Raw genomic sequence first — 13,824 nt, forward strand, 5'->3', positions numbered from 1 at the left:
CATACACGTTCTTTAATGTGAATTTTTAAAATTACAGTTTACATGTAACGTTGTGCAATATATTCTGTATATAGAAGTGTAAAAACACAATTGGGTTGGTAGTCCCAATGCAGTTTTAAAACTGTCAGTAACCTTCTTCCTCGGGTCGTCCGTCATTTCTAATAAAACTAGAGGAGGGATAGCATGGAGCTATCTATTTTTTACAATGGGCAATTTTTTGTAGCATTAGTAGAATATAAAATGGGAAATAAATCTAAATTTATCCAATACACATTTGGGAATGAACCTGATGATTTAGAGGTATTAGATTTTATTCATCATCAATTAATGAAAAGTATTGATGATGTGCAAACTATTGTTTGTACTAAAAATATTTCAAGGAAAGTAAATCCGAAAAGGCTACAAAGACAAATTGCTAAGGAGCAAAAGAAACCTAAATACTCTACCCAAGCACAAATAGCTATTAAGAAAGAATTAGAACTAAAGAAAAAACAAAAACGGAAGCGCTATAAAGAAAAACGTGATGCATTTCAAAAAAGAAAAAGAGAAATTAAAAAGGTTAAAGCAAAAGAGAAGCATAAGGGGCATTAGCAATACGACAAATAAATTAAAACAAAATGATTTATAGGTGGTTGGGATGATTTTAATTAGTTCGTGTTTGATAGGCGATAATGTAAGATACGATGGTGGTAATCAATTGAATGTTAGATTGAAAAAATTAATAGACAGCGGAAAAGCTATTCACGCATGTCCAGAATTACTTGGTGGATTATTAATTCCTAGAGAACCTGCAGAAATTATTGGTGGCGATGGTTTTGATGTGTGGAATGACGCTGCAAAGGTTGTTACTATTTCGAACAAAGACGTAACTGACGATTATAAACATGGAGCAATAGTTACATTAAAAATCTTGAAAAAATATCAATGTGATACAGTTATTTTAAAAGCAAATAGCCCATCATGTGGATCACAAGAGATATATGATGGGAATTTTACAGGAAATAAGAAAAAGGGTGTAGGTGTGGCAACTGCTTTACTCATTAATGAAGGTATAAAAGTTTATGATGAAAATACGTTTTTTGACCAAAACATGATTGAAACGATAGTACATGAAAAGTAAGGATTAAGAATATAAGCAATGGACTAATTTATTGAGTTGTGCTATTTCTTATGAAAATAATTTTAATTTTTTTTAATAATAGTTTGATTGTGATAATATATCAGTATAGATATTTTAGTTAACAGACCCATGAAAGTAGAAACCCCACCATACGGGAATTTCGAAATCATGGGTTTTTTGTTTTAATGGATTGATGCAATAGATAAAGTAGCCATTCTAATATATGGAGTATTTATCAACTAAAAATTAAAACAGATATGAGTTTTCTTCATTAAATAATCTTTCTATAAGGAAACAGAGGCAACGCTACTGTCACCTCTGCTTGAAATAATTAGGATGAAATACTCTGAGTTTATGAACGTCAACACCCAAATCCTCCAAACCCTCCAAACCTCCGACTACATCTCCCACAAACACCAATACTTACCAAAGCATTGAAATGAGTGCCAATACTGGCAACGTACCTTGTTTGAAAAAGATACTAATATTGCTTGAAAGGCCACCATAAATAGCAACGCCAATGATATAGACTAAAATAGCAGCGCATAGTTCTTTTGGGTTACTACTGAAAAATAAACCGTATAATAACAAAACGCCAATCAAACCGTTATATACGCCTTGATTCTTCAAAAGCAATTTAATATTTTTGTCTTTCAATTTACCAACGCTAATATTAAATGTTTCACTTGTTTTTCTTGAAGTTGTTGTGAATGTTTCGAGATACATAATATAGAAAAACTCTATTGCCACAAATATGATTAAAATTGTTGAGATGATATTCACTGTAACGCTCCTTTATTATTAAATATTTTCTTGTAAAAATGATTGCAGTGTCTGTGGTTTATCATTAACTAATTGTTTGAAATCATTGGATTCTTGGTATAATAATCCTCTTGCTCCTGCATCGTACATTGATGACAATAATGCACCAAAACCTTTAGGTTCATCGTACATTGCTGCAAATGTCTCTAAAGTAACGGGTTCATATTTAATTTCAGTACCTGATGCCTCAGATAAAATAGCAGCAAGTTCCTTCATATCATAGCTATAGCCTGATAATAAATAGCGTTTGACCCAAGTATCTGGATTTTTAATAATAGCAATGACGCCTCTAGCTATATCATTTCTAGAAATATAATTGATGCGACCATCACCAGCAGGATAAATAAGTTTATGCATAGTCATGAGTTCTGGCAAATATGATTTAAGAGGATCCATATACATCGCCATTCTGACATACGTATAATCAATGCCACTTGTTGCTAATAACCGTTCGGCATAACCGAAATAAGGGCTCATGTGGAATGGATTATTATGTTGATCCGCGTAAAAGCCTATGAAAATAATGTGAGATACACCACTTCGTTTTGCAGCATATACTAAATTTTCTACTTCAGGAATACGTTTGAATGACGGGTGAATAATACTTGGGATAAATACCACGGTATCCATTCCTTTAAATGCCTCTACCATGCTTTCGGGATTAAAATAATCTAATTGTCGGACAGAAACTTTTCCATGCCAATCATCTGGTACTTTCTCAATATTTCTAATGCCAATGTGAAAATGATCTATGTGATTATCAATGGCTTGCTTCGTAATATGTTTGCCTAAATTGCCTGTAGCTCCTGTTAGCATAATATTCATTTGTGTCATCTCCTAATATTGATATACATAACATAATACTTATTCGATGATTTTCAAAATATTTGATTTTATAAAAAATGTAGTCTGCATTTATGGTCATAATGTTTAGTAAATACTTAATATTGGAAACGCCGTAATGACGCGTTTTAGTTGATGTGTATCACTAATATCTTTGAAAATTTTAATCAGGTACTACGACAATATGATGTCTGTTTTGTGTCTGAAAGTTTTACAGTTTTTAAAATTAAATTGGAATAAAGTATGAATGGTATAAAAATGAGTCTCGATGGATAAGAATTGATTAATAACAGTTAGCATTTTATTAATTACCTTAACAATGATTCAAGTTTAGTTAAACGAGGTTTAATTGGAATGGCATATTGGCGCGAATATAATGTGGGTAGATTGTTCATATTACGTAATTGAAAAATCAAATTTAAATAGATTGGGGCTTAAAATTATGAAATTTAAAACAATAGCAAAAGCAAGTTTAGCATTGGGAATGTTAGCAACAGGTGTAGTTACGTCGAATACACAAGCAGTACAAGCGAAAACAGAAGTAAAACAACAAAGTGAAGCTGATTTAAAACTTTATTATAGTGGACCAAGTTTTGAACATAAAAAAGTTACTGGATTTAAATATACTGAAGATGGTAAGCATTATTTGGAAGTTACAGTAGGGCAACAACATTCTCGAATAACTTTACTAGAATCTGATAAAGACAAATTTAAAGAAGGAGAAAATTCTAATATAGATGTATTTGTCGTTAGAGAAGGTGCGGGAAGACAAGCAACAAATTACTCAATTGGTGGCGTTACAAAATCAAATAGTGTGCAGTATATTGATTATATCAATACGCCAATTTTAGAAATCAAGAAAGGTAATGAAGATGTACTTAAAGATTTTTACTACATTTCAAAAGAAGACATCTCATTAAAAGAACTTGATTATAGATTAAGAGAACGTGCGATTAAACAACACGGCTTGTATTCAAACGGTCTTAAACAAGGTCAAATTACAATTACAATGAAAGATGGTAAATCACATACAATCGATTTAAGTAAAAAACTTGAAAAAGAACGTATGGGCGAGTCTATCGATGGCAAACAAATACAAAAAATTCTAGTAGAAATTAAATAGTACCTGTTATAGAAATATATGGAAGTTAAGCGACACATCGTTGCTTAGCTTCTTTTTTGAGGGGCAAAGTGACCAAACATACACACAAAAAAACGCACTACTCATTATCTTTTACTTAATTAGCTTAATCATATTTTATGAATAGTTAAAAAAGGTTTAATGTGAATATCAGCATATAGCTCCTATAATATGGGTGTATGGTTCAAGTTACGTAATAAGACAATCGAACATAATAGATTGGAGCATACAACTATGAAAATGAAATCAATTGCAAAAGTAAGTTTGGTATTAGGTATTTTAGCAACAGGTGTAAACACTACAACGGAAAAACCAGTATATGCTGAAAAGAAACCTATTGTAATAAGTGAAAATAGTAAAAAATTAAAATCGTACTATACTCAACCAAGTATTGAATATAAAAATGTGACAGGTTATATCAGTTTCATTCAACCAAGTATTAAATTTATGAATTTCATAGATGGTAATACTGTTAATAATCTTGCTTTAATTGGCAAAGACAAGCAACATTATCATACGGGTGTACATCGTAATCTTAATATATTTTACGTTAATGAGGATAAGAGATTTGAAGGTGCAAAGTACTCTATTGGTGGTATCACAAGTGCAAACGATAAAGCTGTCGACTTAATAGCAGAAGCAAGGGTCGTTAAAGAAGATCATACTGGTGAATATGATTATGAATTTTTCCCATTTAAAATAGATAAAGAAGCAATGTCATTGAAAGAGCTTGATTTTAAATTAAGAAAATATCTTATTGATAATTATGGTCTTTACGGTGAAATGAGTAGAGGAACAATTACCGTCAAAAAGAAATACTATGGAAAGTATACATTTGAATTGGATAAAAAGTTACAAGAAGACCGTATGTCCGATGTTATCAATGTTACAGATATTGATAGAATTGAAATCAAAGTTATAAAAGCATAACACACATACTTATTGTCGACATAATTTGAAATAGAAAAAAGAGAAGTTAAGTGATGACAATGCGTTGCTTAACTTCTTTTTTGAGCCTTAAAATCATTCAAACATAAATAGAATAGCTACATAAACCTCGGAAGTACTCATTATTTTTTGCTTAAATTACTTAATAATACTTCAAAAACTGTTAAACGGTGTTTAATGTGAATCTCTTAAACTGTCTTTTATAATGAAGTTGTATGGTTCAAATTACGTAATAAAGCAATCGAATATAATGGATTGGAGCATACAACTATGAAAATGACAACAATTGCTAAAGCAAGTTTAGCACTAGGACTTTTAACAACAGGAGTAACGACAACTCAAGCAGCTAAAGCAGAAAAAGCACCAACTGCTAATCCCGAACAGGCGCCAAAAGCTAACGCAGAAAAAGCATCAACACCGACCTCAACTAATATAAAAGCAACACAACCAACATCAACCGCAATTACACCATCTTCGTCTAATGTAGACACACCACAACCTCAATCGACAAACCCAGCAACACTGCCTATAGAAATAAATCCTAAATATAAAGATTTAAGAGCATATTATACTAAACCAAGTTATGAATTCGAAAAACAATTTGGATTTATGCTGAAACCATGGACGACGGTTAGGTTTATGAATGTTATTCCTAATTGGTTCATTTATAAAATAGCTTTAGTTGGAAAAGATGATAAAAAATATAAAGATGGACCTTACGATAATATCGATGTATTTATCGTATTAGAAGACAATAAATATCAATTAAAAAAATATTCTGTCGGTGGTATCACGAAGACGAATAGTAAAAAAGTTGATCACAAAGCAGAATTAAGCATTACTAAAGAAGATAATAAAGGCAAGATTTCAAGCGATGTTTCAGAATATAAGATTACTAAGGAAGAGGTTTCCTTGAAAGAACTTGATTTTAAATTGAGAAAACAACTTATTGAACAACATAATCTGTACGGTAACATTGGTTCAGGAACAATCGTTATTAAAATGAAAAACGGTGGGAAGTATACGTTTGAATTACACAAAAAACTACAAGAACATCGTATGGCAGACGTTATTGATGGCACTAATATTGATAAAATTGAAGTGAATATTAAATAATCGTGATGGATTCTAAATAGAAGCTGTCATCGGTAAAACAAGAAGTTAAGTGACAACGGCCTACATGTTGCTTAGCTTCTTTTATTATGCACAATGGTGTAAGAAAACGAATATACTCTTGTTTGTAAAAGTGACATGGCTTAAAAGTGACGAAACCTCAAATGTGCCAAGTGTTGAATCACATCAAAATCAATTTTATTTAACGAACATTATGGATTTCTTAACGATGATTCAAATAAAGTTAAACAAGGTTTAATGTTAATGGAGCAATACGCCAACTATAATAAAGCTGTATGATTCAAAGAACGTAATCGAACAAATCTAATAATTACGATTGGAGCATACAACTATGAAAATGACAACAATTGCGAAAACAAGTTTAGCACTAGGCCTTTTAACAACGGGCGTAATCACAACGACAACGCAAGCAGCAAACGCGACAACACCATCCTCAACTAAAATAGAAGCACCACAACTAGCAACAAACGCGACAACATCGCCGTCAACTAAAACAGAGCAGACGCCTAAAGCTAACGCAGAAAATGTACTAGCTACTAATCCCGAACAGTCGCCTAAGGCTAACGCAGAAAAAGCGACAACACCATCCTCAACTGATATAAAAACACCGCAATCAAAACCAAACGCAACAACACCGCCTTCAATTAAAGTGGAAACACCACAATCTCCAAATACAAAACAAGTACCAATAGAAATAAACCCTAAATATAAAGATTTAAGAGCGTATTATACGAAACCAAGTTTAGAATTTAAAAACGAGATTGGTATTATTTTAAAAAAATGGACGACAATAAGATTTATGAATATTGTTCCAGATTATTTCATATATAAAATAGCTTTAGTTGGAAAAGACGATAAGAAATATGGTGAAGGAGTGCATAGGCATGTCGATGTATTTGTCATTTTAGAAGAAAAAAATAAATATGGAGTGGAAAGATACTCGGTCGGTGGTATCACGAAGGCTAATAGTAAAAAAGTTGATCACAAGGCAGGAATAAGAATTACTAAAGAAGATAATAAAGGTACAATCTCACATGATGTTTCAGAATACAATATTACTAAAGAAGAGATTTCCTTGAAAGAACTTGATTTTAAATTGAGAAAACAACTTATTGAAAAAAATAATCTGTACGCAAATGTTGGTTCAGGAACAATTGTTATTAAAATGAAAAACGGTGGAAAGTACACATTTGAATTACACAAAAAACTACAAGAACATCGCATGGCAGACGTCATAGATGGCACTAATATTGATAGTATTGAAGTGAATATAAAATAATCATGACGTTCTCAAAATAGAACCTGTCATCGATAAAAAAAGAAGTTAAACGACAACGGCCTATATGTTGCTTAGCTTCTTTTGCTACGTTCAATAAAATGAGAACCTGAATATTCGATGGGGCCAAATATGACATGCTTGTGTCCTAAATGTGTCGTAAAACCCCTATATATCTAGTGTTAAAGCACAACGGGATTATTTTTATTTAACGAACATTATAGATTCCTTAATTTACTTAACGATGATTCAATGATAGTTAAATAAGGATTAATATGAATGGCCAAATGCGCCAGCTATAATAAAACTGTATGATTCAATAGACGTAAGCGAACAAATCTAATAATTACGAATGGAGCATACAACAATGAAGATGACAGCAATTGCGAAAGCAAGTTTAGCATTAGGTATTTTAGCAACAGGAACAATAACATCAACTACTCAAACTGTAAATGCGAGTGAACACGAATCAAAATATGAAAATGTGACAAAAGATATATTTGACTTGAGAGACTACTATAGTGGTGCAAGTAAAGAACTTAAAAATGTTATCGGTTATCACTATAGTAAAGGCGGTAGACACTACCTTGTCATTGATAAAAATAGAAAGTTCACAAGAGTACAGATATTTGGTAAAGATATTGAAAGATTTAAAGCACGCAAAAATCTGGGATTAGACATATTTGTTGTTAAAGAAGCGGAAAACCGTAACGGTACAGTTTATTCATATGGTGGCGTGACAAAGAAAAATAAAGGCGCCTATTATGATTATTTAAACGCACCAAGATTCCAAATTAAAAAAGACGAAGGTGACGGTATTGCTATGTACGATAGAATACACTACATTTATAAAGAAGAAGTATCACTTAAAGAATTGGATTTTAAATTGAGACAGTATTTAATTCAAAATTTTGGACTGTATAAAAAGTTTCCTAAAGATAGCAAGATAAAAGTGACAATGAAAGATGGCGACTATTATACGTTTGAACTTAATAAAAAATTACAAACAAATCGCATGAGTGACGTCATTGACGGTAGAAATATTGAGAAAATAGAAGCCGATATAAGATAGTTTCACAGAACATGGTCACAATCAAATATGGATAGTAATGAGAAGTTAGGCACGTTGATTGCTTAGCTTCTTTTTTGTATTGATATGATGAAAAAAGGAGCGGGTTCATAATCAAATTTTTGGGAAAACGGTTGATACCTATAGTCGCGCGTTGTCCTTTTCGTGACATGAAACAATATGGAAAACATAATTAAATTGAGGGAAAGTGTGAATAGTTAAAAAATTTGCATTGTGTTATCAAAATAGATTAACGCTGTTAGATTTTAATTAACTAACTTAATGTTGGTTCAGAAATAGTTTAAATGAGGTTAATTCATAGTTTGATATCCCGCTTATATAATGATAGTAGATTGTTCGTATTACGTAATTGAAATAATCATATGAAAATATATACAAGTAAATTTATAAAATAGATTGGGAGAATAGTACTATGAAACTAAAAACGTTAGCTAAAGCAACATTAGTATTGGGATTGTTAACTACTGGCGTCATTACAACAGAAGGCCAAGCAGTTAAAGCAGCAGAGTCAACTCAAGGTCAACATAATTATAAATCGTTAAAGTATTACTATAGTAAGCCAAGTATAGAGTTAAAAAATCTTGATGGTTTGTATAGACAGAAAGTGACAGATAAAGGAGTATATGTTTGGAAAGATCGAAAAGATTATTTTGTTGGCTTGCTTGGTAAAGATATTGAAAAATACCCTCAAGGTGAGCATGATAAGCAAGATGCATTTTTAGTCATCGAGGAAGAAACTGTTAATGGAAGACAATATTCAATTGGTGGTTTAAGTAAGACAAATAGTAAAGAATTTAGTAAAGAAGTCGATGTTAAAGTAACTAGAAAAAATGATGACTCATCGGAAAAGTCTAAAGATAGTAAATTTAAAATTACTAAAGAAGAAATCTCGTTAAAAGAGTTGGACTTTAAATTAAGAAAAAAATTGATGGAAGAAGAAAAATTATATGGTGCTGTCAACAATAGAAAAGGTAAAATTGTAGTTAAAATGGAAGATGATAAGTTTTATACTTTCGAACTTACAAAAAAATTACAACCGCATCGTATGGGTGACACGATAGACGGTACTAAAATCAAAGAAATTAATGTTGAACTAGAATATAAATAATCTTTGGACAAGCAGACTAGTAATTATAGGGAAGTTAAGCGATAACATATTGCTTAGCTTCTTTTTTGTGTTGTTACGATGAAAAAAGGAGCGGGTTCATGATCAAATTTTTGAAAAAAACGGTTGATACCTATAGTCGCGCGTTGTCCTTTTCGTGACATGAAACAATACAGAATTTGCAATTAAATTGAGGGAAAATGTGAAATGTGAAAAAAACAGCGTAAAGTTATCAAAATAGATTAACGCTGTTAGATTTTAATTAACTAACTTAATGTTGGTTCAAAAATAGTTAAAACGAGGTTAATTCATAGCCCGACATCTCAGAAATATAATGATAGTAGATTGTTCGTATTACGTAATTGAATTAATCATATACAAATATATACAAGTGAATTTATAAAATAGATTGGGAGAATTCTGCTATGAAACTAAAAACGTTAGCTAAAGCAACATTAGCATTAGGATTATTAACTACAGGCGTTATCACAACTGAAGGTCAAGCAGTCCACGCAAAAGAAAAGCAAGAGAGAGTACAGCATTTATATGATATTAAAGACTTACATCGATACTACTCAGCACCAAGTTTTGAATACAGTAATATTAATGGCAAAGTTGAAAACTACAATGGTTCTAACGTTGTACGCTTTGAGCAACAAAATCAAAATCACCAATTATTCTTATTAGGAAAAGATAAAGAGGAATATAAAGAAGGTCTTAAAGGTCAAAATGTATTTGTAGTACAAGAATTAATTGATCCAAATGGCAGACTATCTACTGTTGGTGGTGTAACGAAGAAAAACAACCAAACTTCGGAAACTAAAATACCTTTATTTGTTAATAAAGTGTATGGTGGAAATTTAGATGCATCAATTGACTCATTTTTAATTAATAAAGAAGAAGTTTCACTGAAAGAACTTGATTTCAAAATTAGACAGCATTTAGTTAAAAGTTATGGATTATATAAAGGTACATTTAAATACGGTAAAATCATTATCAATATGAAAGACGAGAAAAAGGAAGAAATTGATTTAAGTGATAAATTGAAATTCGAACGCATGGGCGATGTGTTGAATAGTAAAGATATTAGAGGTATATCAGTGACTATGAAACAAATTTAAATTAAACAATCAATGACTTTAAAGTAATAAATTTTGAAGCAGCTTAGCGATGAAATGTTGAATAGATACGTACACCTTACAAAAAGGGGCGAAACTAAATCAACACAGTCGTTAGGCTGTTTTTACTTTTTTAACGCAGGTTATGAGCATACTAAAAATTTACATTGCTCTTGAAAGTGATGCCCATTGAATATTAATTAGCTCTTCATTAACAATGATTCAAGTTTAATTAAACGAGCGTTAATTACAGTCTGTCTCAAGGCAATTTATAATAAAGGCATATGATTCAAATTACGTAATGAAAACGATCCAATACATTTAGATTGGAGCATATGAATATGAAATTAACATCGATAGCTAAAGCGACATTAGTATTAGGAATATTAACTACAGGTGTGATTACAGTAGAAAGTCAAACAGTTTATGCAAAAGTAAAGTATGAAAAAATGAACCGTTTATATGATAAAAACAAGTTACATCAATATTATTCAGGGCCTAGTTATGAGTTAACAAATGTTAGTGGCCAAAGTCAAGGTTATTATGACTCTAACGTTTTGCTTTTTAACCAACAAAATCAAAAGTTCCAAGTGTTTTTATTGGGAAAAGATGAAAATAAATACAAAGAAAAAACGCATGGCCTCGATGTCTTTGCGGTACCAGAATTAGTAGATTTAGATGGAAGAATATTTAGTGTTAGTGGTGTAACAAAGAAAAACGTAAAATCAATATTTGAGTCTCTAAGAACGCCGAACTTACTAGTTAAAAAAATAGACGATAAAGGCGGTTTTTCGTATGATGAATTTTTCTTTATTCAAAAGGAAGAAGTCTCATTGAAGGAACTTGATTTTAAAATAAGAAAACTGTTGATTAAAAAATACAAATTGTATGAAGGGGCAGCTGATAAAGGTAGGATTGTTATTAATATGAAAGACGAAAATAAGTATGAAATTGATCTGAGTGATAAATTAGATTTCGAGCGTATGGCAGATGTCATTAATAGTGAACAAATTAAAAACATCGAAGTGAATTTGAAATAATAAAATATATAGAATAAAAGATTAAGAAGCGGTTCAATACCCCCATGTTTAATGATATTGATACGTGTTTTAATAGTAAAATACATATCGAGCATTGACGACGTTATTAAGCTGCTTTTTTGTACACTTTATAGCGAATAACTTAAGATTTAACACTAGTCAAAAAACAATAATCCACCAAAAACATAACTATGTTGCTATTAAAAATCAGTTAATACGAACATTAAAATACGTTTGATTTTCATTAACAATGTTTCAAGTTTATTTAAACGTAGGTTAATGTCAGTCTGTTTTGATGCACTTTATAATAAAGATGTATTATTCAAATTACGTAATCATAACAATCCAATACAATAGATTGGAGCACAGAAATATGAAATTTACAACGATAGCTAAAGCAACATTAGCATTAGGAATATTAACTACAGGTGTGTTTACAACAGAAAGTCAAACTGTTCACGCGAAAGTAGAACTGGATGAAACACAACGCAAATATTATATCAATATGCTACATCAATATTATTCTGAAGAAAGTTTTGAATCAACAAACATTAGTGTTAAAAGTGAAGATTATTATGGCTCAAATGTTTTAAACTTTAACCAACGAAATAAAACCTTCAAAGTATTTTTAATTGGAGACTATAAAAATAAATATAAAGAAAAAACGCATGGCCTTGATGTCTTTGCAGTACCAGAATTGATAGATGTAAAAGGTGGCATTTATAGCGTTGGCGGTATAACAAAGAAAAATGTGAGATCAGTATTTGGATTTGTAAGTAATACAAGTCTACAAGTTAAAAAAGTTGATGCTAAAAATGGCTTTTCGAAAAATGAGTTATTCTTTATTCAAAAGGAAGAAGTATCATTGAAAGAACTTGATTTTAAAATAAGAAAAATGTTAATTGAAAAATATAGATTGTACAAAGGAACGGCAGATAAAGGTAGAATTGTTATCAATATGAAAGACGAAAAGAAATATGAAATTGATTTAAGTGAAAAATTAAGTTTTGATCGTATGTTTGATGTCATGGACAGTAAGCAAATTAAAAACATTGAAGTAAATTTGAATTAATTGAAGATAATAGCATAATAGCTTAAGAAGCGACTTAACGACAAACGTGAATTGACACCCATGTCCTTATATAAGGAACTATGTTAAATACATTATTGTTGTTAAGTTGTTTTTACATATTAAAGAGCAGAACAGAGTAACAAAGTCAGATGTAGTAAACGATAATCCAGTAAAATAACTAAATGAAATAATAAAAGCCATTTAACCTGAACATTAAAATATATATGCTTTTCATTAACAATGTTTCAAGATTATTTAAATCAAGGTTAATTCTAGTCTGCTGAGATGCACGTTATAATAAAAGTGTATGATTCAAATTACGTAATGAAAACAATCTAATACATTTAGATTGGAGCAAAACAATATGAAATTAACAGCGATAGCTAAAGCTACATTAGCTTTAGGAATTTTAACAACAGGAACTTTAACAACAGAAGTTCATTCAGGTCATGCAAAACAAAATCAAAAGTCAGTAAATAAACATGACAAGGAGGCACTACACCGATACTACACTGGAAGAACTATGGAAATGAAAAATATTAGTGCTTTGAAACATGGTAAAAACAACTTACGTTTTAAATATAGAGGTATTAAGATTCAAGTATTATTGCCTGGAAATGATAAAAGTAAATTTCAACAGCGTAGTTATGAGGGGTTAGATGTTTTCTTTGTTCAAGAAAAAAGAGATAAGCACGATATATTTTATACTGTTGGTGGTGTAATACAGAATAATAAAACATCTGGAGTTGTCAGTGCACCGATATTAAATATTTCAAAAGAAAAGGGTGAAGATGCTTTTGTGAAAGGTTACCCTTATTATATTAAAAAAGAAAAAATAACACTAAAAGAGCTGGATTATAAGTTGAGAAAGCATCTAATTGAAAAATACGGACTTTATAAAACAATCTCAAAAGATGGTAGAGTCAAAATTAACTTGAAAGATGGCAGCTTTTATAACCTTGATTTAAGATATAAATTAGATTTCAAATATATGGGAGAAGTCATAGAGAGTAAACAGATTAAAGATATTGAAATTAACTTGAAGTAAATAATTTCGAATAAGAAAAGTAATTGAAGCGGCTTAACGATGAAATGTAAATTGGTATGTATACCTT

At 30.7% G+C, this 13,824-nt stretch carries 15 protein-coding genes; 13 read left to right on the plus strand and 2 right to left on the minus strand.

Annotated elements, in window-relative coordinates:
- The first annotated feature begins 183 nt into the window (after window positions 1-183).
- Both ML436_01900 and ML436_01905 read left to right on the plus strand, forming a co-directional pair.
- A complete protein-coding gene (locus ML436_01900; protein ID UMT78527.1) occupies window positions 184-591 on the plus strand; it encodes a YjdF family protein in 408 nt (135 codons plus the stop codon).
- Between the two features lie 46 nt (window positions 592-637).
- Complete coding sequence (locus ML436_01905; GenBank protein ID UMT78528.1) at window positions 638-1,120, plus strand: DUF523 domain-containing protein; 483 nt, start codon at window positions 638-640, stop codon at window positions 1,118-1,120.
- A 423-nt stretch (window positions 1,121-1,543) separates the two neighbouring features.
- Here the strand turns inward: ML436_01905 and ML436_01910 are convergent, their stop codons facing one another.
- Both ML436_01910 and ML436_01915 read right to left on the minus strand, forming a co-directional pair.
- On the minus strand, window positions 1,544-1,903 hold the full coding sequence (locus tag ML436_01910; GenBank protein UMT78529.1) for a DUF1304 domain-containing protein: 360 nt from the start codon (window positions 1,901-1,903) through the stop codon (window positions 1,544-1,546).
- Between the two features lie 18 nt (window positions 1,904-1,921).
- Window positions 1,922-2,767: an SDR family oxidoreductase gene (locus tag ML436_01915; GenBank protein UMT78530.1), complete on the minus strand. Its 846-nt coding sequence runs from the start codon at window positions 2,765-2,767 to the stop codon at window positions 1,922-1,924.
- Between the two features lie 460 nt (window positions 2,768-3,227).
- Between ML436_01915 and ML436_01920 the strand changes: the two genes are divergently transcribed.
- The 11 genes from ML436_01920 to ML436_01970 all read left to right on the plus strand — a co-directional run bounded on the left by ML436_01920 (window position 3,228) and on the right by ML436_01970 (window position 13,757).
- The gene (locus ML436_01920) at window positions 3,228-3,908 is read left to right on the plus strand and encodes a superantigen-like protein SSL1 (GenBank protein UMT78531.1); all 681 of its coding nucleotides are present in this window, start codon (window positions 3,228-3,230) and stop codon (window positions 3,906-3,908) included.
- Between the two features lie 252 nt (window positions 3,909-4,160).
- A complete protein-coding gene (locus ML436_01925) occupies window positions 4,161-4,856 on the plus strand; it encodes a superantigen-like protein SSL2 (GenBank protein UMT78532.1) in 696 nt (231 codons plus the stop codon).
- 288 nt (window positions 4,857-5,144) lie between these two features.
- Window positions 5,145-5,990 (plus strand): superantigen-like protein, encoded by an 846-nt coding sequence (locus ML436_01930; protein ID UMT78533.1) that lies wholly within the window; start codon window positions 5,145-5,147, stop codon window positions 5,988-5,990.
- Between the two features lie 118 nt (window positions 5,991-6,108).
- On the plus strand, window positions 6,109-6,246 hold the full coding sequence (locus ML436_01935) for a hypothetical protein (GenBank protein ID UMT79468.1): 138 nt from the start codon (window positions 6,109-6,111) through the stop codon (window positions 6,244-6,246).
- A gap of 93 nt (window positions 6,247-6,339) precedes the next feature.
- Entirely contained in the window at window positions 6,340-7,287 is a 948-nt protein-coding gene (locus tag ML436_01940) for a superantigen-like protein SSL4 (GenBank protein ID UMT78534.1), read from the plus strand.
- Window positions 7,288-7,651: 364 nt separating this feature from the next.
- Complete coding sequence (locus ML436_01945; protein ID UMT78535.1) at window positions 7,652-8,356, plus strand: superantigen-like protein SSL5; 705 nt, start codon at window positions 7,652-7,654, stop codon at window positions 8,354-8,356.
- Between the two features lie 430 nt (window positions 8,357-8,786).
- Window positions 8,787-9,482, plus strand: coding sequence for a superantigen-like protein SSL6 (locus tag ML436_01950; GenBank protein UMT78536.1), 696 nt, complete (start codon window positions 8,787-8,789; stop codon window positions 9,480-9,482).
- A gap of 422 nt (window positions 9,483-9,904) precedes the next feature.
- Window positions 9,905-10,600, plus strand: coding sequence for a superantigen-like protein SSL7 (locus tag ML436_01955; protein ID UMT78537.1), 696 nt, complete (start codon window positions 9,905-9,907; stop codon window positions 10,598-10,600).
- 338 nt (window positions 10,601-10,938) lie between these two features.
- On the plus strand, window positions 10,939-11,637 hold the full coding sequence (locus ML436_01960; GenBank protein ID UMT78538.1) for a superantigen-like protein SSL8: 699 nt from the start codon (window positions 10,939-10,941) through the stop codon (window positions 11,635-11,637).
- A gap of 373 nt (window positions 11,638-12,010) precedes the next feature.
- Window positions 12,011-12,709 carry a superantigen-like protein SSL9 gene (locus ML436_01965; GenBank protein ID UMT78539.1) on the plus strand — a complete coding sequence of 233 codons (699 nt, stop codon included), beginning with the start codon at window positions 12,011-12,013 and terminating at the stop codon, window positions 12,707-12,709.
- 364 nt (window positions 12,710-13,073) lie between these two features.
- Complete coding sequence (locus tag ML436_01970; protein UMT78540.1) at window positions 13,074-13,757, plus strand: superantigen-like protein SSL10; 684 nt, start codon at window positions 13,074-13,076, stop codon at window positions 13,755-13,757.
- Window positions 13,758-13,824: the final 67 nt, after the last annotated feature.

Source organism: Staphylococcus roterodami, from assembly GCA_022493055.1.
Lineage (GTDB): Bacteria > Bacillota > Bacilli > Staphylococcales > Staphylococcaceae > Staphylococcus > Staphylococcus singaporensis.